Raw genomic sequence first — 24,887 nt, forward strand, 5'->3', positions numbered from 1 at the left:
CCCTTGTCAGGAATCAAAACATGCCAGAAGACAGAATCGACGAACTGGAAATCAAGCTCGCCTTTCAGGACGATACCATAGAAGCGCTGAATAAAGTAATCACCGAACAGGATAAGAGGATTCAACTACTGGAAGAGTCGATCCGACAGGTCTATAACGAGCTGAAAGAAAAAGGGGATCAGGACAGTGCCGGAATTGAAAACTTCGATCCGGCAAGAGAGTTACCTCCCCATTATTAAGCCTATGGCTTATCGTGCTTACTGCCACCCAGACAGTTCGGAGAAGCGGGCACATCTTCGCCCCGGCTTTGCCATTCTTCCGGCGTGTAAGCATGGATCGCCAGAGCATGAACACCTGCTTCCAGCTCTGCACTCAAAACACCATATACTTTCTGGTGGCGCTGTACCGGACGCAAACCCGTGAATACATCAGAAACCAGTGTCAGCTTAAAATGCGAGTTCTCACCGCGACTGTGTTTATGGCTTTCATTTTCTACAAGGATAACCTGAGGTGACAGCTGCTCTGCCAGCTTGCTTTCAATCGAGGTTTGTACAGACATAAAAAGGTCCTGTTTAAGGTAAGCGGGTGAGACTCAAAAACGACTGACAATAATTAAGGCCAGCATTAGCTGGCCTCACTTTAACGTTAACAGAGCAAAAATCAATCCCCAGTACAACACTTGGTTTTAGTGATAAACGAAGTATCCGGTCAGATATCCGGCTCTGAATCATTAGCCTTCATAATCGCTTTTTTCACTCTGTGGGTCAGCCACCAGACCAAACCGACAATCACAGGCACGGACAGCCCCGTAATCAAGTCTTTATTAACGGGCAGCCCGGCACTATAGGCGGCCCCCACAAGAATCTTCACCAGGCTCACCATGTAATAGCTGATCGCTGCAATGGAAAGACCTTCCACCGTTTCCTGCAGCCGCATCTGCAACTTACCACGCCGGTCCATGGATGAAAGCAAACTCTGATTCTGGGCCTCAATCGTAAGGTCAACACGGGTTTGCAGCAGATCTCCGGCACGCTCAATACGGCGCGCAAGATCTTCCAGGCGCTCGCTGATCGATTCGCAGGTATTAAAAGCCGGAGTCAGGCGACGCTCAAGAAAAGAACCAATGGTGAAGTAGTTCTCCACCTGCTGCTCACGCAACTCATCCATACGCTTCATAACAAGGGAGTAATAAGCTCGCATGGCAGAAAAGCGATAATTAGTATTCGTACGCCAGCGCTCCACCTGAGCGGCTAATTGCGACAGGTCCGTCAGCATTTTACGTTCGTCAGCATGATCCTTCATGTCCGCTGCACTGGCAATAATCGCCGCAAGTTTCCGATCAACCTCCTGCAGAGAAGGACCTAAACGGCGGGCTTCAGGCAAAGCCAGAAGAGCCATCAGCCGATAAGTCTCCATCTCAACCAACCGCTGCAGCAGCCGGCCTGCCTGATTATTATTTAGCCCGTGGTTATGGATCAAAAAGCGGCCAAAACCATCACCATGCAGCCGGAAGGCACTCCAAACAGTCGCATCACCATCCATCAGGCTACCGCTGATCAGGCGCTGGCCTTCAAAACAGGTCTTTAGCTGCTCCCGGTTCAGTGCCGATTGAGCGGTGTCCAGCATCTCAATGTGAAACGCTGCCACCACTTCCCCCGGCAAGTTACGTAACCAGTCCTGAGGTATCAGCTCCAGGGCAGTGGACGTAAACGGCTGATCACCGCTGTCCGGGCGAATAAAGGTATAGGTCACAAACTCCATATGGCGGCCACAACGAAACTGAAAACTGCCAAAGTCCGCCTGATAAAAGCTGCAGTTTTCCGCAGGCATATTCACACCATAGCGCTGACAGAGGTTCTGCAGATGGGCAAATTCCCGCTGGCGATCTGCTTCAGGAACCAGCACCGCCAATCGGGAGACTCTGGCGGGTGTCTGCACCACAGGGAATGGCCGGGCATGTAGTTCGTTATACAGCTCCTCACGGCGCGGATGCACTCTGAAAGGAAGCCCAGTTACAGATTCCGGGAATCCCTCGCCACTGGATGGAAAACGACCGTCCAGCTCCGTACTATCGAATGCTTCTTCCGAATCTGCCTCCGGCTGAGCAGTCTGTGTATCCGGCAGCTCACTCTCAGCAGATGTCGAGCTTGTTTGTAACGCAATTTCCGATGAATGGGGGCGTGCCTCTGCGCTCATGGCCTGTAGTATCCTTGTATTTTTTATCTTACTAAACACTAAATGCAGGGTATGCAAAAAAGACTCCAGCCTCACGGGCATAAAAGTCTGCTATCCGGCACGTAAGACCTGAAGCGGCGGCTGCCTGACGACAAATCGTGTCCCCCAAAGGCCTGCTAAGGTAATAATGACCGCACCGGATAACGGTAGAACCAGCCAATGAGTAAAACTTAGACTATAGTCCAAGTCAAACAGGTTACGGTACAGCAGATACGCCGTCAGCTCAGACCCCATCAGCGCCAGCAAACCGGCAACCACACCCAGCAACACAAACTCATAACGCTGGATACTTCGAATCATGGCTCCGGAAGCACCCAGGGTTCGGTAAAGCGCTCCCTCACGCAGGCGTTCATCCAGGCTGTTTTTTACAGCCGCCAAAAGTAGCACTAAGCCACTGAGTAGGGTAAACCCCAGCATGACTTCAATAGCCAATGTGACCTGAACCAGAATCTGACGTACCTGAGCCAGAATCTGACTGATATCCAGCAAGGAAACCGCCGGAAACGCCTTGACCAGATCAGGTACAATACGCCGTTGCTCATCCGAGAGGAAGAAGCTTGCCAGCAATGTCTGGGGCATGTTTTCCAACACGCCAGGGGGGGCAATCACATAAAAATTAGGCTGGAAATTATCCCAGTTTACCTGACGAATATTGGTCACTTCGCCGGTTACTATCTGCCCGGCAAGATCAAAGCTCAGCGTGTCGCCCAAGCCCAGGTTCAGACGCTCAGCCATACCGGCTTCCAGTGACAGAGGAATCATAGCTCCGGGCTGTACCCTAAAGTCATCACGCCACCAGCGACCAGAGATAATCTGATTATCCTCCGGCAGATCAGAGCGCCAGGTCAGGTTCAGCTCACGGTGCAATGCATTATCTTCTTTCGCATTATCAGGCACAGCATCACGGGCTGGCTGGCCATTAATTCCTGATAGTCGCCCCCGAACAATCGGGTACAGCGGCGAGCGCTTGACCGCAGCCTGATCTAGCCTTGCTGCAAAATCCTGACGCTCAAAAGGTTGAATATTAATTGCAAAATAGTTCGGTGCCGTTTGCGGCAGCTGCTGCTGCCAGCTGGCCAACAGGTCATTACGGATTAAAGCGACCAGGGCAACAACCATCAACACCAGACCAAAAGCCATGACCTGGGGTAGTGCTGTCTGTTTATGGCTATAGAGGCTGCGCACTGCCAGGCGAGGGCGCATCGGCAGTTTAGGGCCAACCAGCTTCAGCAAGCGGAACAAGCCTAACGTCAGTATCGCCGACAATCCCATAACAGCCACTAACCCCAGAGTCAGCCATAGCGTCAGTCGGGCATCAGCGCTGTACCAATAGATCATCACCACTAGAGCGAACAGCGCCAGGCCATAAACCATCACAGAGGATGGCGAAGCCAGCTCCAGATCCCGCCGGAATACCCTCAGAGGTGACACATTACGCAACTGACGTAACGGCGCGCCTGCAAATCCCATCAATAACAAAATACCGGTACCAACCGATAAGCCCCAGGGCTGCCAACCAGCCGGTGGTAAATGAACCGGCAGCAGATCAGCCACCATGTATGTACCTATCATCTGCAGGATAAAGCCAAGCAATGCACCACACAAAGCGGCAGCAATCCCTAACAGCAGTAACAGTCTCAGGTAAATACCGCCCATAACCGGAGCGGCAAAACCAAAGCTCGCCATCACGGCTACGGTATCCTGTCGACGACGGGCAAAACGGCCAGCAGCCATTGCAACAGCAACACCAGACAGAATCACCGCTCCGATACTCGCCAGCTGCAGATACCGCTGCGCTCGATCCAGAGCCGAACCAACAGAAGGCCGGTCTTCACGAATATCCAGTAAGCGATGAGACGGTTTCAGGCGAGGCGCAAGCCAGTCTTTGAACGCATCGATGGCGGGCAAATCACCAGCGAACATGTAGCGAAAGCGAACACGGCTACCGGGCTGAACAACACCTGTTTCCGCCACATCAGAAAAGTTAATCAGTGACCGAGGGTTCAGGCTCATAAATCCGCCGCTGCGATCCGGCTCTTTATGGATAATGCGGGTAATGGTGAACAGTTTCTGACCAATCTCCACTTCACCACCAATAGCGGCATTCAGCGCCGTCAGTAACCGCCGGTCGACCCAAACCTCACCGGAGGCAGGTAGCTTACCAGCGCTGTCTGCATAATCTGCTGACACATCCTGGAGTTGTGTCCTAGGGTCTTTTTCCAGCTCCAAACCACCTTTTAGCGGATAGCCACTTGCAACGGCTTTTACCGCCGATAGCTGAAAACCGCTATCACCGGCTACCATGCTGGCAAACTCTAACGTTGGTACCGCCTGAAGCCCTCGGTCACGGGCCTCCTGTAACCACTGTGCATCAATTTCACGGGGACTGCGCAGAACCAGGTCACCACCCATTAACTGGGCTGCCTGCTGCTCCATACCCCGTTGCAGACGGTCTGCGATAAAACCGGTGAGCGCAACCGTCATTACAGCCAATACCAGTGCAATAAACAAAAGGTTCAGATCACCGGAGCGCCACTCCCTTGCCAGTAGCTTGAAAGCCATCGGCCATCGTGCCACCTTGTGTTTTATCCTCTGAGTCATTTCAGGCCTCCCCAGTAACAGCAACAGCTTGCTCTTCGTGCAATAAGCCATCCTGCAGCGTTAATCTTCGCTGACAGTGCCGGGCCAGATTTGCATCATGGGTAACAAGAATCAGCGTTGTCTGATTTTCTTTGTTCAGGGTAAACAGCAGATCAATAATCGACTGACCGGTAACACTGTCCAGATTGCCGGTAGGCTCGTCCGCAAACAGCACCAAAGGATCACCCGCAAAAGCCCGCGCGATAGCAACCCGCTGCTGCTCGCCCCCGGAGAGCTGGCGTGGATAATGTTTGATGCGCTGTCCCAGGCCAACACGTTCCAACCATTTTTGAGCGATAGCCTGATAGTTTTTTTCTCCGGCCAGCTCCAGCGGTAACATGACATTTTCCAGTGCGGTAAGATGTTCCAGCAGCTGAAATGACTGAAAAACAAAACCCACCTGCTGACGCATCCGGGCCCGCCCCTCTTCATTCAGTCCACTCAAAGGCTGGTCGTTAAGCCAAATTTCACCATCCGTTGACTGATCGAGTCCCGCTAATAAACCCAGTAAAGTTGATTTACCCGCACCGGAACTTCCCAGAATAGCCACACTCTCACCAGCATAGATCTGACAGTCAATTCCCTGCAGAATATGCAGTGCCTGGCCGTCTGCATCCGTGACTGTTCTGGCAAGCTGTTCAGTCCGTATAACGGATTTCATCTCTGTGTTAGCATTTTTCTCACGACGTTCGGAAGCGGGAGCATTCATGTCGATTCAACATCCTTTCACTGTTTATTGGGCAAGCGTCTGTCAGCGATTCGCTAATCGTTCTACGCATAGGCTGCTGATCAGTTTACTTTCAGTTCTTACGCTACTTTTTTCTACTCTGACTTTAGCGGCTGATAACAATAAGACAGAGCCTCACGGTGTCATTCTGGTCCTGGGTGACAGTATCAGCGCAGGATATGGGCTGCGCCAGGGTGAAGGCTGGGTCAACTTGCTGGAAAAGCGCCTCCAAACGCAGAGCTATCCTTATCGGGTTATCAATGCCAGCATCAGTGGCGAAACAACTCAAGGAGGGCTGGCACGCCTACCGGAACTACTCCGACAACACCAACCCGATCTGGTTCTGCTTGAACTGGGCGGTAATGATGGTTTGAGGGGCCTGCCTCTGCATCTGATGCAAAACAATCTTAGTCGCATGATTGATATAAGCCGTCAGGCCAGTGCACAACCATTACTGCTGGGCATACAGTTACCACCTAATTATGGTCGGCGTTATACCACAGCATTTGCGGCAACCTACCCTCAATTGGCTGAACAGAAAAAAATCCCCGTCGTACCCTTTATTCTGGAGAAAATCGCTATCTACCCCGATCTGATGCAAAGCGATGGTGTCCACCCAAAGGCTGAGGCACAACGACAACTACTGGATAATATCTGGCCGGCTCTTGAAGCTCTGCTAAAACAGTCCAGTGAAGCTCTGCTAAAACAGCCCGGCTAAGCCACAAACCAGCACAGCACACCACTGATTGCCGACAAAATGGCTTATTTCGGGCCATTTCTGTCGCGCACTTCTAAATCTGCTCTGGTGCGTCAACTCCTGCCATCAGATTATCTCTGGCTTCAATCAGCTCGAAGCGCGGCTTTATCTCACCAGCAACCTCAACCTGCTCACTAAACATACTGACAGGTCGAACCCACAATCCCCGTTCACCATAAAGAGCACGGTAAAGTACCAGGATTTCCTCGGTTTCACTGTGCCTTACTTCGCCCACCACCAAATATTTTGAGCCCTTATAATGTTGATAAATACCACTCTGAATTGCCATTTCCACTCCGTTTAATGATTGAACACCCTGCATGTTTTTACGAACTTAACGCTTTGAGTGCTGCTTTCTGTGCTGCCGTTTTATACTGCTGAATAAGTAACCCACTAATAATAAAACCAAGGCCTACCAGAGTGGACGGGTAGATCTCTTCTCCCAACAGAAAATAAATCAGAATCAGTGAGATAAAAGGTGATAAAAAAATCAGATTACTGATTTTGGCAGTTTGCGATGTGAGTCGCATCGCCGTTAACCAACAAGCAAACGCCAGCCCCATCTCAAAAATACCGATATACGCAGCCGCTGCAAGACTCTGATAGCTAGGTAGAAGCAGTAACCCCTGATAGCTATTAATGAATAGCAAGATAGGTAATGCCATAATAAAGTTCAGCATTAAGCCGACCACTGGCTCCCGCTGATCTTTTGTATTCACAATCCAGTATCCTGCCCAGATAAGTGTACTGAACAGAGCAAGACCCACACCCGGCAGGTGACTGAACTCCAACCCCAAAGGATTACCACGCGTGGCAATGACCAGTACACCACCATAACAAACACAGCCGGCCAGCAGGTCCTGAGCCCTTAGCTTCTGCCCTAAAAAAGGTACTGACAAAAATGCCAGAGTCAGCGCCCAGGAGTAGTTCAAAGCCTGAGCTTCCTGTGCTGGCAACAGATCATAAGCCGCAAACAGCACCACATAGTAAAGAACAGGATTTAAAGCACCGTATAAAACCGATGCCCGCCACTGAGCAGCTGTCAGCATCCTGACATGGAACCATTTTTTCTGTACCGTCACCGTCAGCATCAGGGTCATAATCGAAAACATAGCGGCCCATAACAATAACTGTACAGGTGCCAGCTCGCGCAGTCCTACCTTAAAAGCAATGGCCACAGTCGACCACATCAGAACAGCAGTCAACGCGAAGATGTATGCACGTTTATCCTGTGCCTGCTGGCTATTAGACATAAAAACTCCTGATAAAAAATCCGCCAGAGGACTGGCGTTAGCAAAAAGGTAATATTGGGGTAAACACAGCCAGATGCTATAGTCCGTACCCTACTTACAGTGCTATTGATGGTCTTTCGACCTACGTTTGAACCAACAGAACCTCTAACAACAGCGGAGATTTTAATGGCAACATCAGCACCTAAAAGCGCCCTGACTCTGAGCGATATCCAGGCTGAACAACATGAATTCCGCCAAAGCTGTAAAACACTTGTTCTAGCAACAATGAATGATGAACAATGGCCTGAAGCCAGCTATGCCCCCTTTATTGAAGATGAGGCGGGCAATCACTATATCTTCGTCAGCGAACTGGCAGCCCACACTCAACACCTTGTTGATAATAAAAAGGTTTCCTGGATGCTCATCAGCGATGAGCAAAATACCCGACAATTTTTTGCCCGTCAGCGTTTTACCTGTATGGGTCATGCTGAAGTGATCGCCAGAAACGCTGCAGAATTTGAAGTCAGACTGGAGCAGATGCAAGAGCGCTTTGGGGAAATTATTGATCTGCTGAAAGGTTTAGGCGATTTTCAACTGCTTAAACTGGTCCCAAAACGTGCGAGCTATGTGCGTGGCTTTGGGCAGGCCTACACTCTCTCGGGCGAAGGCCTTAATCAGATAGAACATCTGAAGCGGGAAGCCTAGCTCTGCTCTTCATCTGCCCGGGAAGCCACAGGGGTATCGGAGTGCCCCAGAGAACGTTCCGGATCAATTGCATCTCTGATGCGCTGCTTAATCTCTTTTGCTTCCGGAAAGCCGGCATCAGCTTTACGCTCCCATAGCAAAATATCATCCAGCCAGATTTCGTACCGACCTCCGGTTGACGGTGCCAAAGCCACTTCAGCAAGATCATCGCTAAAAGTATGCAGAATCTCTTGGGCAATCCAGGCTGCACGTAGCATCCAGTTGCATTGTGTGCAGTAAAAGATCGTGATTTTAGCTTTTGTCAGCATAGAAAAGGCTCCACATCAAACAACGAACATCTGAAAAAAACAGGCATGGCGTAATCATTAATATTATTGACTGGCGGAAACAACAAACCCCCGGCTCAGAAAACCGGGGGTTTACGCAACAACTCTGAGGCTGCTCACACAGAAACAATATTATCCGTCAGTGTTAATTTTACTCACAATCGCTTCCAGTGACTCAGCTGCTTTACCATTATCAACCTGGCAGGTACCAGCATTCATATGTCCGCCGCCGCCATACTCCAGACAAAGCTCACCGACATTGGTAGAAGAGCTTCGGTCCAGAATTGACTTACCGACTGCAAATACGGTGTTCTGTTGCTTAAGGCCCCATAAAACATGAATCGAAATATTACACTCAGGGTACAGAGCATAAATCATAAAACGGTTAGTAGCCCAAATGGTTTCCTCATCACGCAGATCCAGAACCACCAGATTACCGTGAACCGTGCTGCAGCGTTTAATCTGCTCGACCGCTTTTGCTTCCTGCTCAAAGTAGAGCTCAACGCGCTCTTTAACATCTTCAAGCTTCAGAATGTCATCAATCGTGTGGTTTGCACAGTAGTCAATCAGCTGCATCATTAACTGATAGTTAGAGATCCGAAACTCGCGGAAACGCCCTAAACCAGTACGGGCATCCATCAGGAAGTTCATCAGAACCCAACCTTCCGGTTTCAAAATCTCATCACGACTGAACTGAGCAGCATCGCCTTTATCCACAGCTGCCATCATATCATTCCAGGAAGCCGGGAATTTCTCTGCGCCACCATAGTAATCATAAACAACACGGGCAGCGGAAGGCGCATCAGGGTCGATAATATGATTATCAATACTGCTGTCGTTACGCAAGGTCTCGCTTAGATGGTGATCAAAGGCAATATGACAGCCCTTAACATAGGGCAGGTTGGTGGTGATATCCGAACCTGTAATTTCAATTTTCCCATCCTGCATATCTTTGGGATGCACAAACAAAATATCGTCAATCATATCCAGATGCTTTAGAAGCACCGCACATACCAGACCGTCAAAATCACTGCGCGTAACCAGTCGGAACTTTTGACCAGACATCAGCCTCTCCTGTCTCTTTGTCGGGCACGCTCAAACGGCGTACCTCCCCTGTTTCTGTTCTGAAGCTAAACATATCATTTATCAGCACCTCAGAGAATAAAACGCACTGATTAAAAACAATAGCCGTTCGGATAATACTCATATTAGCGCAAAAAAAGATGGTGCATATTATGACCATCCCAAAAAAAGCATTAGAGTATACTCAGTCCGCTCTATACCTTGCTGCAACCTCACCTCTATCCCGCCTGGCGTCTTGCCAACCAAAAAAGCGAAATCAGCATGATAATCAGTAGCGGTATAGGCAGTAGATTCACCCATTGCCACCCCAGACCGTGGATAACCTGACCGGCGTATAAAGAAGCCATCGCCTGAAGACCGAAAACAGCAAAATCGTTTACCGCCTGAGCCTTATAACGTTCTTTGTGATCGTAGTAGCGTGTCAGTAATGTTGTCGAACCGACGAATAAAAAGTTCCAACCAACGCCCAACAACACCAGGGCCCACCAGTAGTGCATCAAGCCATGGCCACTCAACGCAACAACACTGCATCCCAGCAGTAATACAGTGCCTGCCCCCATAACCCGGGTAACACCCAGTGCACCGATAATCAATCCTGTCAGAAGGGATGGAAGATACATAGCAGCGACATGGCTTTGAATAACCCGTGCAGTGGCTTCCAGTGAGTGGCCATCCATAACATGCATACTGATCGGTGTCGCTGTCATAATAAAACTCATCACAGCATAAGCTGTTACACCTCCGGATACTGCAATGAGAAAGCCCGGGCGCTGCAACAATTCCACCACCGAAGGCCTGTGATGTTCATCGGACTCTGCCTGAAAATCCTGCACAGGCTTTATGCTCAACAAAAGCAGTAATGCAAGCGCAATCAACAAGGCTAAAACAACGAAAGAACCAACAAATTGCTGTTCAAACCAGTGTGCCGCAACCTGGGCAAGCTCGGGACCAATAAAAGCGGCGACAACACCACCAACCAAAACAAAGGAAATCGCCTTACCTGCTTGCTCCGGCGACGCACTCTCGGCAGCGGCAAAGCGATACTGCTGGACGAAAGCTAAATGGAAACCAACCAACCCAGTTGCTGTCACAAACAGTGGAAAAGACTGAATACTCAAAGCAAACGCCGCCAGCAAATTAGCCAATACGCCACCTGAGGCCCCTAGAATAAAGCCCTTTTTGCGCCCTAAACGCTGCATAATCATCGCGGCAGGTATGGTACTAAGGGCTGTCCCAATAACCATAAAGGCAACAGGCAGAGTGGCAAGGCGTGGATTTGATGATAAGTCACCGCCAATAAGGCCACCAATAAAGATAACAACCGGGGCTGCAGACATCGCCAGCGATGACGCTAATGCCAGCAGCAATACGTTACGAAGGTTCACAAAAGCCCCTTTTGCTAATTAAATTAGAATGTTAGCTTGATTTTTTGTTAAATAGACCGCATTTTGCCGACAAGTTGTACATAAAAAGCTGCATTTGATTGCAAAGATATACAATGCACACAGCAATAAGCATGTTAGGATTGTCGTCAACAGAGTGAGTAATACTGCAGGGATTTGCAGGCTAATACCACAGGGTTTAAATTTAGAATGAAAGGGGATTGTGCATCATGCAACTTACCCGTCAAACAGATTATGCCATCCGGGTTCTTATGTTCCTTGGTGTACAGCAATCTGACGAACTGGTAACAATCAGTGATATCGCGCACCATTTTGAAATTTCGCGCAATCATCTGATGAAGATTGTTCACAAGCTTGGTCAGCTGGGTTATATCCAGACTGTCCGAGGTAAGTATGGCGGCATGCGTATCAATATGGAAGCAGAAGAGATTTCCATTGGCAGGATGATTCGTGACTTTGAGACATCCCTGGAAATTGTCGACTGTGAAAAGCTCATATGCCCATTAACCGGCTCATGTGATATGAAGCCTATGCTGAAGAAAGCGCGTGATGCTTTTCTGGGTGTTGTCGACGAGTACACATTGCGTGATTTGCTTAAGAACCCAGCGGATATACGCACGCTACTGGGCTTGGATCTGAAAGAAGGCGAACTGCCGGTACAGGTAATGGCAGCCTCCTGATCTGAAAATAGATAAGTAATATCTGAAAAGGCGCTATAGCAAGTTCAAGCTATGGCGCTTTTTTTTACCTAGCTTCCATCAGATAACGGCAACCATCCCTCCCAGAATAGCTGCAACCCATAAAGGTACAGCAGCCTGAAGTGCCAGAGTTTTCCCGCCAATTACAGCAGTCATCGCCCCCTTCAGGATCGAATTAACAATCGCAGCGATCACAATACCCAGCATGGCAGTATTCAACATCAGCCCATCCCGACTCATACCTGATAGAGACAGATTGATTGGATCAACATCCGCAATACCACTGGCAGCTGCCAGAATCAGAATCCCTGTATCACCGACATTTTCTTTTAAAGCGCTGCTAAGCAGCAGAATCAGAGCCAATAGCGCACCAAAGCCTAACGCGGATGCCAGAGACAGAGGTTTCGATGGCGGCGTCACATCATTGGGTACCACTTTGTTGCCCTGATAAAGCAGAAACAGAGCCGGAAGATAAACCACAACACTCATGACCAGTACCGGTAACAGCAGATGAGGCACCAACTCGGGATTAATGACCCCTGCAACCAAGAGCACCCGGGGAAACATGGTGCCACAGGCAAATAAAATTCCTGCAGCTAATAGCGGAGTTGCTTCTTTCGAGTCCCGGGCCATTCTGGAAAACTGAAGAGTTAGCGCCGTAGAAGAAACCAGCCCTGCAAACAGAGCCGTCAGCATAATCCCCTTACGGGCACCGATAATCTTCATGGCGAAATAGCCCACAAAAGAGATACTTGAAATCAGCACGACCATCCACCAGATCTCGTAGGGGTTCAGCGCCTGCCAAGGGCCCATTGTGGTATTCGGTAGAATCGGCAGAACAACCACGGAGATGATCAGTAGCTCTAATGCCGCCCAAAGCTCTTTTTTCTCCAGCAACCAAAGCCATCGGTGCAATACGCTTTTCAGGCTTAATAGCAGAGTCGTCACCACTGTTGCCGCTGACGCTTCTACCGGATACCCCCGCATCACCAAAGCACCAAAACTAAAAGCCAGCAGTGCAGAGATCAGAGAGGTCAGCGAGACATCATTTCCGGGCTTACTCTGATGTTGAATATAAGATGCAGTCAAAGCCCCGGTGAGGCCCAGAAAAAAAATCCCCAGAAGATAACCATCAGCACCTTCAGATAACATAGAGCCTACGGCCCCCAGGAGGGCAATCAAACCATAGGTTCTCAATCCGGCAACACGGGAGCCGTCCTGCATCTCACGGGTTCGCCAACCCCGTTCAACTCCGATCAGCAACCCCAAAGAAAGTGCAATGGCCATCAACCCCATGGAGTGCGTATCACTTATCTGCACAAAAAAGACTCCTGTAGCTCCCACTGAAACCCGGTGAAGGCTATCACCGCAAATCCTGAGTATAGAATTGCATACCAGCTTACTAAAGTACGCTATTTCCCGCTTAAGTATATTGGCTATTTACAGTAACATACACTGAGTTCAGGCATTACCCAGAGTCATTCGGCTTGCTCCAAATCGTTCTAATGAGATGCAAACACGTTTCAGTTTAAGCAAATATCGGTACAAGGATTTTCTACCGGCATTTCATTGCGTTACATATTCAAGGATTAGTTAGCTTTATGAAAATTCGTACTTTTTTTGCCCATTTGGGTGCAGCATTAACACTCAGCTTCAGCTCACTGGCTCAGGCTGATATCAGCCTGACATATCAGTCCCAGGCCAACCCTGAGCACCGTAGTACTATTCTGGTCAGCGAGGACTTTATTCGCTTTGAAAACCCCATGGCACCTGAGTTTTTTATGCTATTTGATGCTAAACGACAGCATATGACACTGGTGGACAGCGACAAGCGCAGCTACAGCATTCTTGATCGCGAAACGCTGGAAAGCCTGTCCGAGCAGATAGAGGTAACCCGCCGCGCCATAATGGCAGAATTGAAAGCGGGAATGAAAGTTGCCAATGCAGAAGAAAAAGAGCAAATGGCAATGATTCTGGAGCAGATTCAACAGCTGGCTCAGGCACCTAAAAAACAGCTTGTTGAATATCAGCCCATGAATAAAGAGCAAGAGATTAACGGCTACACCTGTCAAATGATTGAAGCTCTGGTCAATGGTGAGACCCAGGCCAGGTTATGTGTTACCAAATCGTCAGATGTTGGCATCCCTGACAGCGCGATGAGCACTCTTGAGTCCTTTCATAACTTTTCCAGCGGCGTACACCAGCAGCTCAACCCTGGCGATACCACCGAGCTGCTTTTTGTGATGAATAGCAAGAATCAACTGCCAGTCTCTATTGAGCGCACTTACCCCATCAGTGCTGCAGACGAATACCGGCTCACGGATGTACAAACTTTAACTATTCCGGCATCTGCCTTTAAGGTTCCTGAAGCCTTTGAAGCGAAAGATATCGAAGATGCCTTTATTGTGGAATAACACTTTTATTGTGGGGTAGTACTGTTATTGTGAAATAGTACTTTCACAGCAGGAATTCAGCCTTTTTTATCCCGGCTTTAATTTTTTCTTTACCAGAAATAATTTTCCGTCTATATAAGCATGGAAAATCAACCTTTTTTCTGGAGAGACTTATCAATGGGCCGTGAAGACGTATCCTTTGATGATACCGATGATATTTTTGATGACACTGACGATGCTATTTCAAAGGATGATGAAGAAAGGGAACTCAGTATGCATGCAACGTCGCAAGATAAACGCCGCATCATCGAAGACCGCCTTGAGCAAAAAATGCTACAGCGAAATATTAGTGACTACTACGATTTTGACGATTTAGACGGTGATTAAATAGAGATAGAAAGAGATCCCTTTATGGGCCGGACAATCAGGTAACCGCCTGATTACCTGGGGTTTACCGGTGTTAAGCTGTTAAACCCCCGGTTATTCTAATGGCTTTTTCGCACTCTTTTCACGCTCGTACTCATGCAAAATCTGACGCTGAAACTCCATCATACGACTGATATTTCCCTCAAGGCGCTCCAGCCGGACTTCGACACGATCAATCCTGCCCAATAGTTCCGATTCCTTATCAGCAACCTCTTCCTCTTCTCTGGACAAAAAGTAGACGGAAAAACTGGCTGTCAGTAAAGAGAAAAGACCAATTCCCAGAAGAATCAGAAATGCTCCCACCAACTTGCCCGCCGGACTGATAGGCACAATATCACCATACCCTACTGTTGTGATCGTCACTAAAGCCCACCAGATACCATTCCAGGGAGTATCAATGGCAGGGTCAATAATTGAGATCAGGGTACCGGAAAGGCCAACAAAAACGGCACTGACCAAAAGCGTCGTTCCCAGGTTGTTACGAGCCAGTATAGTATGGACTGTTGACCCCATGGGCATGAGCAAAGACAAAATCAGGACAATCCTCAGCATTCTGAGAATACTGATCATAGAGCTGTCACCCCAAAGAATGGGTAGCCCCAGTACCAGAATCACCAGGTTCATCCAGTTTGTTCTCAGATAGCGTAACTTACGGTCGGCTAAAAGGGTTAATAGCGTTGTCTCTGCTAAAAAAAACAACCAGATGATAATGTCGCTGATATGATGAAGACGTGGGTTGATCTCTTCTCTCAGGCTTAAGTACCAAGTGATCAGCATCCACAGGGCAAGAAATAACATCGGCCATTCCAGCCGTTGCGCCCAGCGTTTTGCTTTCTCATTTTCATCGCCGGCAATACCTGCCAGCCCCAGCCAGCGGCCAAGTGAGGATGAAGACTTCAAAGCAGTCATCGAACTAGCTACCCTTGCTCCGCTGCAGTCCCGGAGGCACTCAGTATTCTTTTACCCCACCAAAGACCAAACAACATACTCGGACCCCACATCAGAATACCGTAAATTACCGGCGGTACAGACATCATACTGCTGCCCAGAATCGTCCCTGTAACCAATAGGGCCGTCCCTCCATTCTGAACACCCACTTCAATACCAATCGTCAGCTGCTGAGGTACATTCAGACCATTAACCCGAGCAAAAAAATACCCAAAGCCTAAGGCCAGACTATTTAATATAATCACCGGCCAACCTACAGCCATCAGAAAATCCGGCATCTGGCTCCAGTGCTTTGCCACAATCCCAATAATCACCATCATCAGAAAACTAATCGAAAGTGGCTTCACTACTTTCGCCAGTCGACGACTCAGCTCAGGCTTTTTAGCATGCAGCCACATACCTATAGATACAGGTACAACGGTGATGACGAACAGGCGGAGCATAGTCTGGGCAACCGGTAAATCAATGGCTTCGGATGAGCCCAACCAGTAGTTCAGAGACAACTGAGTCAGAAGAGGCATCGTGAAAGGTGTCATCACGGAGGCAAAAGCGGTCAGAGTAATCGAAAGGGCGACATCTCCCCGACTCAGGAAGGTCATCATATTGGAAGTTGCTCCGCCCGGCGCAAAAGAAAGCACCATCAGGCCCACCGCCAGCTCCGGCGGTAGCCGGAACAGAGTCACCACACCAAAAGCAAGCAGAGGCACAAACAGCATCTGGCCGGTTAAGCCTGTCAGCACCGCACGAGGAAAGGTAAAAACACGGCCAAAATCAGCAGGCCGCAAAGTCATCCCCATTCCCAGCATGATAATAAAAAGGGCGGCTGGCAGAACCAGCCCTAACAGTATTCCGTTGGACATGGTTTTAGCTCCCTCTAACTGTCAGACTGGACTAACCCGCAGTATCTTCCAGGTCATCGATACTGGCGGACTTCAGCCCGTTTTCATAGTCCAGGTCAAACACCATGACAGCCGGTGACAGGTCAATAAACTGCTCAAACAGTTCCTCTGTCAGCTCTGGCCATGAGGATTCATCATCTTCCCAGGATTTCAGTTCATTCTCCAGAATATTCAGCCAGAATTCCTGAGTCATCTCACGCAGCTGCTCTTCATCCTCAATCTCAGGAATCAGGTAAACCGTTGCTTCTTCGTTAACATCTGACAGGGTCAGAGGCTCACTGCCATCATCAAGATTGTTAATCCAGTCAACAAACTCCTGAGTCAGTTTTACAGTCATTGCAGAACGATTCAGCATTTTCATTGTGTATCTCCAGACAGTTCATACGAACCTGAAAAAATCATTCAGCCGCACTTAGCTAAAATAAGCGGGCTCAAAATAAACCGAAAGACTTATCTTTCCGGTAACGCCCCGACCTTCCAGGGATAAATAAAATAAGAAATAGATAAAAAAGAGATAAATAAAACCCCGGTAACCAGAGAAGATACCGGGGTTAGGAATTACTTAGAATCCGCTTCTGGTCGCATATGCGGGAACAGGAGTACATCACGGATCGATGGTGCATTGGTGAACAGCATCACCAAACGGTCAATACCGATACCTTCACCGGCCGTTGGTGGCAGACCATACTCCAGTGCACGAATATAATCCTGATCATAATACATCGCTTCATCATCACCAGCATCTTTCTCAGCAACCTGCTGTTCAAAACGCTCGGCCTGGTCTTCCGCATCATTAAGCTCCGAAAAACCATTAGCAATCTCACGACCACCAACAAAGAACTCAAAACGATCCGTCACAAATTCGTTATGGTCACTACGGCGCGCCAGGGGAGAAACCTCAGCCGGGTACTCCGTAATGAAGGTCGGCTGCATCAGCTTGTGTTCAGCTACTTCTTCAAAGATCTCGGTGTGCAGCTTACCCAACCCCCAGATCGGTTTAACGTCGATCTTCAGAGACTCTGCAACCTGCTTGGCAGACTCCAGATCCTGCAGGCTTTCTTCGGTGATCTGAGGGGCATGCTTCAGGATCGCTTCGATCATGGTCATGCGCTCAAACGGTTTACCGAAGTCGTAGGTATCTTCCTGATACTGAACCACGGTATCACCCAGTACATCCTGAGCGATGGTGCGCAGCATATCTTCGGTCAGGTCCATCAGGTCCTTATAGTCCGCGTATGCCTGGTAGAACTCCAGCATAGTGAACTCAGGATTGTGACGGGTTGAAAGACCTTCATTACGGAAGTTACGGTTGATCTCGAAAACCTTCTCAAAACCACCGACAACCAGACGCTTCAGGTATAACTCTGGTGCGATACGCAGGAACATATCACGATCCAGTGCATTGTGATGGGTAATAAACGGACGTGCCGTTGCACCACCCGGAATCACCTGCAGCATCGGAGTTTCTGCTTCCATATAACCACGCTGACTCAGGTAGTTACGGATACCACTAACCACTTTAGCGCGAATCTCAAACGCCTTGCGGGACTCCTGATTCATAATCAGGTCAACATAACGCTGACGGTAACGCATCTCCTGATCGGTCAGGCCATGGAATTTATCCGGCAGTGGGCGCAGAGACTTAGTCAGCAGCTCACACTTTTCAATGTAAACATACAGATCGCCTTTACCGGATTTATGAACCGGGCCGGATGCACCAACGATGTCACCAAAGTCCCAGCTCTTGATATCCGCACGAACCTCTTCCGGCAGATTCTTCTTATCCACATACAGCTGAATCTGGCTGCTCATATCCTGAATGACGATAAAAGGCCCACGCATACGCATAATGCGACCGGCAACAGACGCCTTACGGTTCAGCTCTTCAAGCTCACCCTTGTCCTTATCCCCCAGCTCAGCCTGTAGTTCAGATGCCAGAGCATCACGGCGAAAGGTATTCGGGAAGGCGTTGCCTTTCTCGCGACGCTCAGCCAGTTTGGCACGACGCTCTGCGATCAGCTTATTTTCTTCAGCTGCCGCTGCTGCGCTATCTAAGGGAGTGTCTTGCTGCTGTTCTGTAGCCATGGGTCTTTATCATCCAAAACATAGGTCAATCGAATTATGCAGCACCGGCAGAGCGGTGCTCTCATCTTTTGCGGCAAAGGCTGTAACCCGTGTTACAGTCCCTGCTTCAGGCTCGCTTCGATAAAGCGATCCAGGTCACCATCAAGAACGGCCTGAGTATTACGGTTTTCAACACCAGTACGCAGATCCTTAATGCGGGAATCATCCAATACATAGGAGCGAATCTGGCTGCCCCAGCCAATATCAGACTTGGTATCTTCCAGAGCCTGCTTCTCAGCATTACGCTTCTGCATCTCCAGCTCATACAGTTTTGCCTTCAGCTGCTTCATCGCACGGTCTTTGTTCGCGTGCTGTGAGCGTTCAGTCTGACAGGACACCACGACATTGGTGGGCTCATGGGTGATACGTACGGCTGAATCAGTGGTGTTAACATGCTGGCCACCGGCACCGGAGGAGCGGTAGGTATCGATCCGCAGATCTGCCGGATTGATATCGACTTCAAAACTGTCATCAATTTCCGGCGCCACAAACACTGAAGAGAAAGAGGTATGACGGCGGCCACCGGAATCAAACGGTGATTTACGAACCAGGCGATGCACACCGGTTTCCGTACGTAACCAGCCATAAGCGTATTCACCTTCAAAGCGCACCGTTGCACTCTTAATACCTGCAACTTCTCCGGCAGACACTTCAATCAGCTCAGTCTTAAAACCATGGGCATCACCCCAACGCAGGAACATACGCAGCATCATATTGGCCCAGTCCTGGGCTTCAGTACCGCCTGAACCGGACTGGATATCCAGATATGCGTTGCTTTCATCCATCTCACCGGAGAACATTCGGCGAAACTCTAATTTTTCGAGCTGAGCCTTCAGGTCGTCCAGCTCACTCTGAACCTCTTCTGCGGTAGCTTCATCATCCTCTTCAACCGCCATATCCAGCAAATCACGGGCATCCACAAGCCCTGTATCCAGATTATCGATCGTCTCAACCACCAACTCCAGACCTGCCCGCTCTTTACCCAAAGCCTGAGCCCGTTCCGGCTCATTCCAGACTTCTGGCTGCTCCAGCTCGCGGTTTACCTCTTCTAAACGGTCTTTCTTCTCAGCGTAGTCAAAGATACCCCCTAAGAACATCTGTCCGCTCAGACAGGTCCTTAATGAGATTATTGATCGGGTTGATTTCTAACATAGTACTTAAAATCCGCAAATAGATACGCGCAGTGAAAACAGGGCGCGTTGAAAACTGTGTGTTAAAAAAACAAGGGCGTAATTCTAACGAATCCCCCTCTGACCTACCAGTAATACCCTCCCCGATACGCGCAGGCACTTGTAAATTGCCAAAATTCACCATTAATTTGCGGCCGATAAAGCGAATAAAACACCCGCACAACACAGAACACCGTTACGAAGAGTGCAGAAATGATAAGATGCCCTTAAGATGAAGTGATTAGCAGATGCATGTCTGGCTATCTCCATGGCAAAATAAGTCCAACGACTCAGCGGTAGGAAGAAACAGATGCAGATCAAGGTGAAACCTGTGTCCGGACACAGATTAGAGATTCAGCTGGCAGAAAGTCAGTTACTCCTCTCGGAACAATTCTGTCAGGAAATGCGTGACGCCCTGGTGGCCCAGGTTGAACAGTTTGCCCTGCACCCAAAATCGCGCTGGGAGGAAGCTCGTGCTCAGTTCCAAAAACTGCAGCCTGCTTTAGCCCATCTTGAGCAGTTCAACGACAACGAGCTTGCACTGCTTTTGCGGGAGTTTGACTTCACTCTGCTTTATCGTGTGGCCCAAAATAAACACATGGACAGCTTGCTGACTAAGCTTGAAAGCGCCCTGGGGCGCAGAGAGATTGACCGTCTGACCCAGAGTGCTGAAAAGCTGCCGCTGAAGCCCCTATGGGAAGTCAACGAGCGAATTGAGGGGTTAATACGTACGATCGAGCGTATGGCCGATGAGGGTGAGATCCGCCCTCCACGCATGAATATCAAGGATAACGCTGATGAGGCACCTGCAGCACTTCCTTCAAGTACCGATGCCGCCTTTATCCGCCAGCTCCTGAAAAAACTGGACAGTTTTCCTGAAAAAGCGTTGTTCGCCGTCTTTAAGCAAGTTCCTCCCCGTCAGCTGGCTAAGCTCTGGTTTATATGTGAAGAGATGTCTGAAACCAACCTGCTGACTAAATTTAATAAGTTAGTGCCTGCGCCTATGCGGGAAAAACTAAAGCCTGCCAAACCGCAACAGATTACGCCTGCCGATGCACGTAAAACAGCTCAACTGGTCATCGAAGTGGTCAAAGCACTGCAGAAAAAGAAGACCTCTGCACCCACAAAAACCTCTGGCCCAATCCTTGTTTAATTGAGCTGTACTGGTTTTATCAGGAGTAACCGCATGAGTTTTGAAGTATTCACACTGGGTGAACATCGCTATAAAGTCAGTAAAGATTTCTACTCTGTTCAGCTGGAACTGATCCATGCTATAGAACTGATTTCCAAACTGGATGAACAACTGGGTCTGAATCCGCCCCAGTCACAGGGTGAGCCGAACTTTATCCACCTTGGCCGAAAACTTCTGTCCACGCTAACCCATATGGATAGCAAAAGTATGCAAATGCTGATGCATACTGCCTCACGTGATCAATTAGTGGATATTATGCGTACAGTTAAGGGCAGCAAACTGGAAAACCGCCTGATGACTCATACCACCAAGCGCAACCGACAGGCAATCCAAACTGACGTACTCTACAACCAGCCCATCAAACCGGTAGAAGCCCTGCGCGCTTATACTGATTTCTTTGCACTGGTGGAACGCCTGATTGAAGCGGAGCAAATCACTCTGGTTGATCCTGATGGCGAATATTACTGAGTTTAAAGCTGAGGCTAAAAATAACCCCTAATACTGGATATCCAATGATTAGGGGTCTCTCGGAAATTACCTTTTCCCAGCTACAAACACGTACCTTTTCTTACCGCACGAACACGTAAAGTATCAGCGACGGCTCTTACGTTCGGTACGTGCTTCTTTTGTCAGATTCAACTGACGATCTTTCGCTTTCTGACGATCATCCTTATCGCTGTTATCGTAAGGGTTGTGGCCTGAACGGAACTCAAAACGAATCGGCGTCCCTTTAACCTTTAAAACCTTACGGAAAGTGTTGGTCAGATAACGCTTATAACTTTCAGGGATAGAGTCCGTCTGGCTACCATGCACAACAATAATTGGCGGGTTTTTGCCACCCTGGTGCGCATAACGCAACTTGATACGACGACCACGAACAATCGGGGGCTGATGCTCCTTAACCACATCTTCCAAAATTGTGGTCAGACGATTAGTCTGCCAGTGGCTCATGGCAGATTTAAAGGCGTTATTGATCGACTTATACAGATGTCCAACACCAGTACCGTGCAATGCTGAGATAAAGTGCACATCAGCATAGTTCACAAAACCAAGACGACGATCTACATCCTCTTTGATTTTGTCTTTTACATCGACGTCCAGACCGTCCCACTTATTCACCGCAATGACCAGAGCCCGTCCACTTTGCAGCACAAAGTCCAGCAAATGCAGGTCCTGCTCCACAATCCCGGTACGGGCATCAATGACCATTACAGCGACATTACACTCCCGAACAGCTTCCAATGTCTTGATAATAGAAAATTTTTCAGCTATCTCGGTCACATTTTTACGGCGCCGGATACCCGCTGTATCAATAAGAGTATATTCCTGCCCATCCCTTTCGAACGGGATAGAGATCGCATCCCGTGTTGTTCCAGGCTGGTCATAAACAACCACCCGTTCCTCACCCAGAATGCGATTAACCAATGTCGATTTACCTACATTCGGGCGACCAATCACCCCAATGCGCACACCTTTATGTTTAAGCTGATCATGCAGCTCATCCTCTTCCTCATTTGGCTCGGGGAAGGGTTCAAGAATATGCTGGATCATTGCTGTGACGTTACGACCATGGGCCGCTGCAATTGCAATCGGACTGCGCTCCATTCCCAGAGCATAGAACTCAGCAACAATTACATCAGGGTCAGCACCATCGGTCTTGTTGACGATCAGCCAGGCGTCCTTACCCTTTTCACGTAAATGCTGCGCGATCATCTGGTCTGCAACGGTTAAGCCCGCGCGTCCATCCACCAGAAACAAGACGATATCGGCCTCTTCAATCGCCAGTAAGGACTGACCGGCCATCGCCGAGTCGATACCATTTTCATCGCCACTGATACCGCCTGTATCAATTACAATATAAGGCTTACCACCGACTTTACCCTCACCATATTTGCGGTCACGGGTCAGGCCTGCAAAGTCAGCAACCAGTGCATCACGGCTACGGGTCAGACGGTTAAACAGTGTTGATTTGCCCACATTAGGGCGGCCCACCAGGGCAATAACAGGATTCATTCAGGTATCTTCAGTTCTTCAACAAGTGTGCCAGGCACACAAAAAATGTCACGCTGCTGCGCTATAAGCCACAGCCAGGGAAGGCCCGAAGCCTCCCGTTTTTACTGGCGTTCAATCGCCATAAGGCGACCGTTAACCGCTACAGCGTATAATGTTTTTTCTGTGGCAACCAGAGGCTGCTCAATACCGCTGGCATCGGCCGCAATACGCCCGACTACATGACCTTTTGTCAGGGAGATAAGATGAATATAGCCATCATAATCTCCTACAGCCAGGGTATCCCCCCAGATGACAGGCGCTGTCAGTCTGCGGCCACTCAGCGCATCCTGATTCCAAAGTACACCACCAGTACGTGCGTCCAGTGCGACAATATTACTGCCTTCATCAACATAGAGAACATTACCAAAGCCCTCTACGGCCGGATAAAAGCTTGAGTCTTTCCGCTCCCAGATGCCGCGACCACTGGACGGATCCAGTGCAATCAGACGCCCCTGGTAGCTGGTCACCACCAACATTCCCTTACTTGTCAGCAGTGGCTGAGCATCAACATCAACCAGGCGTTCAATATCGGTGCGCCCGGTTGGCACTGCCGCCCGAACATCCCAGGCTAACTGGCCATTGCGATTATCCAGTGCGACAACACGCCCATTTGCGAAACCCGCAAACGTTGCGGAAGGCACAACTAAAGGGGTCGCTGTACCATGGAGCGTCAGCAGGGGTTCCGAGCTTTCGTAGTTCCAAAGAATACGCCCTGTCAGCTCATCCAAAGCTGAAACCTTGCCACCGGCGGTCTGAACAATCAGTTGTCGGCTGGCGTTATTCACCTGCGGCGGTGTCATAATCTGCGTAGTAAGGCGAGTACGCCACAATACCTCACCGCCACTAGCCGAAAGTGCAATGACCTCACCATTCTGAGTGCCAAAATAAAGCTGCCCCTGATTGTAACTCAGACCAGAGCTGGCCCCCGCATCAAGGTCTGCGGCCCAAAGGAGTGTTCCTGTCTCAGCCTCCCAGGCCTTAAGGTTACCCTCACGGTCAATCGCATAAATATTTCCACCGGAAACAACAGGTGGCAGCATATAACCCAGCTCACCGGGCCCCTTCCCCGCAAAGTCTTGCCAGACAATATCCAGCTCAACCTGCTCATCAAAATCAGTCAGATCCTTAGGTGGGTACTGAGGCTCAGGCAAACTGCCGCAAGCAGTCAGGAGTAAAGCCAGAACCGGTGTCAGCCAGCGCAACATATCAGGCTCCCAGATCTGCCAGTTTCATATCAATAACCGGGCGTGCAACACCAGATGCATTGAAAGCAGCTTTAGCTTTCTCATAAGCAATCCGGGCCGCATCTTTGTCATCCATTTCGGTCAGAATATCGCCTTTCAACTCTTCAGCATTACCCGTATAAGCCTCTGTTTTCAGCGTGCTCAGAAGATCCAGGGCTTGCTGGTTTTCGCCTTGCTGCCAAAGAACCTGGGCCTGGCGAACACCTGAGATTTCCTTAATCAGCACACTTTCAGTTTCAGTATTCAGCTTTCTCAATACAGCCGCTGCCGCATCATACTGCTGATCATCAACCAGAATTTTGGCTTCAAAAAGAGCCGCGTAATCAGCATACAGAGAGCCATCATGTTCTGCCTGCAGAGTGACAGCCAAATGCTTAGCAGTGGCACGCTCCTCATCTGTCATTTCAGGCTTGTTCATCACATCAATCAACTGTTCATAGGCAGAAGATGCAGCCTCAGCTTTTGACTGCTGATCCGCTTGCCACCACTTCCAGCCACCAACTACTGCAACGGCCAGAACCAGGCCGGCAATGAGGGATTTTCCATTATCCGCCCACCATCTTTTCATCAATTCAATCTGTTCTTCTTCGGTACGTAATTCAGACACCGGATATCTCCTGTGACAATGTCATCC

26 protein-coding genes are annotated in these 24,887 nt (G+C 49.2%); 8 read left to right on the forward strand and 18 right to left on the reverse strand.

The window, feature by feature from the left end; translation table 11 throughout:
- Positions 1 to 20 precede the first annotated feature (20 nt).
- Positions 21 to 239 (forward strand): SlyX family protein, encoded by a 219-nt coding sequence (locus tag BTA35_RS03975; protein WP_077243096.1) that lies wholly within the window; start codon positions 21 to 23, stop codon positions 237 to 239.
- A gap of 2 nt (positions 240 to 241) precedes the next feature.
- Here BTA35_RS03975 and BTA35_RS03980 read toward each other — a convergent pair whose 3' ends face one another.
- The 4 genes from BTA35_RS03980 to BTA35_RS03995 all read right to left on the reverse strand — a co-directional run bounded on the left by BTA35_RS03980 (position 242) and on the right by BTA35_RS03995 (position 5,584).
- Complete coding sequence (locus tag BTA35_RS03980) at positions 242 to 559, reverse strand: BolA family protein (RefSeq protein WP_077243097.1); 318 nt, start codon at positions 557 to 559, stop codon at positions 242 to 244.
- Between the two features lie 149 nt (positions 560 to 708).
- Positions 709 to 2,196: a DUF3422 family protein gene (locus BTA35_RS03985; protein ID WP_160055105.1), complete on the reverse strand. Its 1,488-nt coding sequence runs from the start codon at positions 2,194 to 2,196 to the stop codon at positions 709 to 711.
- A gap of 90 nt (positions 2,197 to 2,286) precedes the next feature.
- Positions 2,287 to 4,836, reverse strand: coding sequence for an ABC transporter permease (locus BTA35_RS03990; protein WP_160055102.1), 2,550 nt, complete (start codon positions 4,834 to 4,836; stop codon positions 2,287 to 2,289).
- A 1-nt stretch (position 4,837) separates the two neighbouring features.
- On the reverse strand, positions 4,838 to 5,584 hold the full coding sequence (locus BTA35_RS03995; RefSeq protein WP_238377475.1) for an ABC transporter ATP-binding protein: 747 nt from the start codon (positions 5,582 to 5,584) through the stop codon (positions 4,838 to 4,840).
- On the opposite strand from BTA35_RS03995, the gene BTA35_RS04000 reads away from it, so the two are divergent.
- The gene (locus tag BTA35_RS04000; RefSeq protein WP_077243100.1) at positions 5,583 to 6,320 is read left to right on the forward strand and encodes an arylesterase; all 738 of its coding nucleotides are present in this window, start codon (positions 5,583 to 5,585) and stop codon (positions 6,318 to 6,320) included. The genes BTA35_RS03995 and BTA35_RS04000 overlap by 2 nt on opposite strands.
- A gap of 73 nt (positions 6,321 to 6,393) precedes the next feature.
- Here BTA35_RS04000 and BTA35_RS04005 read toward each other — a convergent pair whose 3' ends face one another.
- Together BTA35_RS04005 and BTA35_RS04010 are read right to left on the reverse strand one after the other, a co-directional pair.
- A complete protein-coding gene (locus BTA35_RS04005; protein WP_077243382.1) occupies positions 6,394 to 6,648 on the reverse strand; it encodes a DUF1653 domain-containing protein in 255 nt (84 codons plus the stop codon).
- Between the two features lie 37 nt (positions 6,649 to 6,685).
- Positions 6,686 to 7,612 carry a DMT family transporter gene (locus tag BTA35_RS04010; protein ID WP_077243101.1) on the reverse strand — a complete coding sequence of 309 codons (927 nt, stop codon included), beginning with the start codon at positions 7,610 to 7,612 and terminating at the stop codon, positions 6,686 to 6,688.
- 165 nt (positions 7,613 to 7,777) lie between these two features.
- On the opposite strand from BTA35_RS04010, the gene BTA35_RS04015 reads away from it, so the two are divergent.
- Entirely contained in the window at positions 7,778 to 8,296 is a 519-nt protein-coding gene (locus BTA35_RS04015) for a HugZ family pyridoxamine 5'-phosphate oxidase (RefSeq protein ID WP_077243102.1), read from the forward strand.
- Here BTA35_RS04015 and BTA35_RS04020 read toward each other — a convergent pair.
- The 3 genes from BTA35_RS04020 to BTA35_RS04030 form a co-directional block, all read right to left on the reverse strand.
- On the reverse strand, positions 8,293 to 8,604 hold the full coding sequence (locus BTA35_RS04020) for an Rdx family protein (RefSeq protein ID WP_202931163.1): 312 nt from the start codon (positions 8,602 to 8,604) through the stop codon (positions 8,293 to 8,295). The two genes, BTA35_RS04015 and BTA35_RS04020, sit on opposite strands and share 4 nt — an antisense overlap.
- A gap of 150 nt (positions 8,605 to 8,754) precedes the next feature.
- The gene (locus tag BTA35_RS04025; RefSeq protein ID WP_077243103.1) at positions 8,755 to 9,687 is read right to left on the reverse strand and encodes a DHH family phosphoesterase; all 933 of its coding nucleotides are present in this window, start codon (positions 9,685 to 9,687) and stop codon (positions 8,755 to 8,757) included.
- A 236-nt stretch (positions 9,688 to 9,923) separates the two neighbouring features.
- A complete protein-coding gene (locus tag BTA35_RS04030; protein WP_077243104.1) occupies positions 9,924 to 11,090 on the reverse strand; it encodes an MFS transporter in 1,167 nt (388 codons plus the stop codon).
- A gap of 227 nt (positions 11,091 to 11,317) precedes the next feature.
- Here BTA35_RS04030 and BTA35_RS04035 point away from each other — a divergent pair, with 227 nt between their 5' ends.
- Positions 11,318 to 11,788: an RrF2 family transcriptional regulator gene (locus BTA35_RS04035; protein ID WP_077243105.1), complete on the forward strand. Its 471-nt coding sequence runs from the start codon at positions 11,318 to 11,320 to the stop codon at positions 11,786 to 11,788.
- A 78-nt stretch (positions 11,789 to 11,866) separates the two neighbouring features.
- On the opposite strand, the gene BTA35_RS04040 is transcribed toward BTA35_RS04035, so the two are convergent.
- On the reverse strand, positions 11,867 to 13,126 hold the full coding sequence (locus tag BTA35_RS04040; protein ID WP_202931164.1) for an MgtC/SapB family protein: 1,260 nt from the start codon (positions 13,124 to 13,126) through the stop codon (positions 11,867 to 11,869).
- A 281-nt stretch (positions 13,127 to 13,407) separates the two neighbouring features.
- On the opposite strand from BTA35_RS04040, the gene BTA35_RS04045 reads away from it, so the two are divergent.
- Together BTA35_RS04045 and BTA35_RS04050 are read left to right on the forward strand one after the other, a co-directional pair.
- Positions 13,408 to 14,220 carry a hypothetical protein gene (locus BTA35_RS04045; RefSeq protein WP_077243107.1) on the forward strand — a complete coding sequence of 271 codons (813 nt, stop codon included), beginning with the start codon at positions 13,408 to 13,410 and terminating at the stop codon, positions 14,218 to 14,220.
- A 156-nt stretch (positions 14,221 to 14,376) separates the two neighbouring features.
- Positions 14,377 to 14,586, forward strand: a complete 210-nt coding sequence (locus BTA35_RS04050; RefSeq protein WP_077243108.1) for a PA3496 family putative envelope integrity protein — start codon at positions 14,377 to 14,379, stop codon at positions 14,584 to 14,586.
- A gap of 93 nt (positions 14,587 to 14,679) precedes the next feature.
- On the opposite strand, the gene BTA35_RS04055 is transcribed toward BTA35_RS04050, so the two are convergent.
- The 5 genes from BTA35_RS04055 to prfB form a co-directional block, all read right to left on the reverse strand.
- Positions 14,680 to 15,534: a potassium channel family protein gene (locus BTA35_RS04055; RefSeq protein ID WP_077243109.1), complete on the reverse strand. Its 855-nt coding sequence runs from the start codon at positions 15,532 to 15,534 to the stop codon at positions 14,680 to 14,682.
- Between the two features lie 8 nt (positions 15,535 to 15,542).
- A complete protein-coding gene (locus BTA35_RS04060; RefSeq protein WP_077243110.1) occupies positions 15,543 to 16,433 on the reverse strand; it encodes a bile acid:sodium symporter family protein in 891 nt (296 codons plus the stop codon).
- 31 nt (positions 16,434 to 16,464) lie between these two features.
- A complete protein-coding gene (locus BTA35_RS04065; RefSeq protein ID WP_077243111.1) occupies positions 16,465 to 16,833 on the reverse strand; it encodes a hypothetical protein in 369 nt (122 codons plus the stop codon).
- 197 nt (positions 16,834 to 17,030) lie between these two features.
- A complete protein-coding gene (lysS, locus tag BTA35_RS04070; RefSeq protein WP_077243112.1) occupies positions 17,031 to 18,557 on the reverse strand; it encodes a lysine--tRNA ligase in 1,527 nt (508 codons plus the stop codon).
- 92 nt (positions 18,558 to 18,649) lie between these two features.
- A protein-coding gene (gene prfB / locus BTA35_RS04075) for a peptide chain release factor 2 (RefSeq protein ID WP_103989702.1) occupies positions 18,650 to 19,748 on the reverse strand; the annotation gives its coding sequence in 2 pieces (ribosomal slippage) (positions 18,650 to 19,672 and positions 19,674 to 19,748; 1,098 coding nt in all).
- Between the two features lie 348 nt (positions 19,749 to 20,096).
- On the opposite strand from prfB, the gene BTA35_RS04080 reads away from it, so the two are divergent.
- Positions 20,097 to 20,918 carry a hypothetical protein gene (locus tag BTA35_RS04080; RefSeq protein ID WP_139363610.1) on the forward strand — a complete coding sequence of 274 codons (822 nt, stop codon included), beginning with the start codon at positions 20,097 to 20,099 and terminating at the stop codon, positions 20,916 to 20,918.
- Positions 20,919 to 20,951: 33 nt separating this feature from the next.
- Positions 20,952 to 21,425: a FliG C-terminal domain-containing protein gene (locus BTA35_RS04085; protein WP_077243115.1), complete on the forward strand. Its 474-nt coding sequence runs from the start codon at positions 20,952 to 20,954 to the stop codon at positions 21,423 to 21,425.
- 123 nt (positions 21,426 to 21,548) lie between these two features.
- Here BTA35_RS04085 and der read toward each other — a convergent pair whose 3' ends face one another.
- From der to BTA35_RS04100, 3 genes are all read right to left on the reverse strand, one after another.
- Positions 21,549 to 22,970, reverse strand: coding sequence for a ribosome biogenesis GTPase Der (gene der / locus BTA35_RS04090; RefSeq protein WP_077243116.1), 1,422 nt, complete (start codon positions 22,968 to 22,970; stop codon positions 21,549 to 21,551).
- A 101-nt stretch (positions 22,971 to 23,071) separates the two neighbouring features.
- Positions 23,072 to 24,214 carry an outer membrane protein assembly factor BamB gene (gene bamB, locus BTA35_RS04095; protein ID WP_077243117.1) on the reverse strand — a complete coding sequence of 381 codons (1,143 nt, stop codon included), beginning with the start codon at positions 24,212 to 24,214 and terminating at the stop codon, positions 23,072 to 23,074.
- Between the two features lies 1 nt (position 24,215).
- Positions 24,216 to 24,860 carry a YfgM family protein gene (locus BTA35_RS04100; RefSeq protein ID WP_077243118.1) on the reverse strand — a complete coding sequence of 215 codons (645 nt, stop codon included), beginning with the start codon at positions 24,858 to 24,860 and terminating at the stop codon, positions 24,216 to 24,218.
- Between the last annotated feature and the right edge of the window lie 27 nt (positions 24,861 to 24,887).

The organism is Oceanospirillum linum, assembly GCF_001995095.2.
GTDB classification, from domain to species: Bacteria; Pseudomonadota; Gammaproteobacteria; order Pseudomonadales; family Halomonadaceae; genus Oceanospirillum; species Oceanospirillum linum.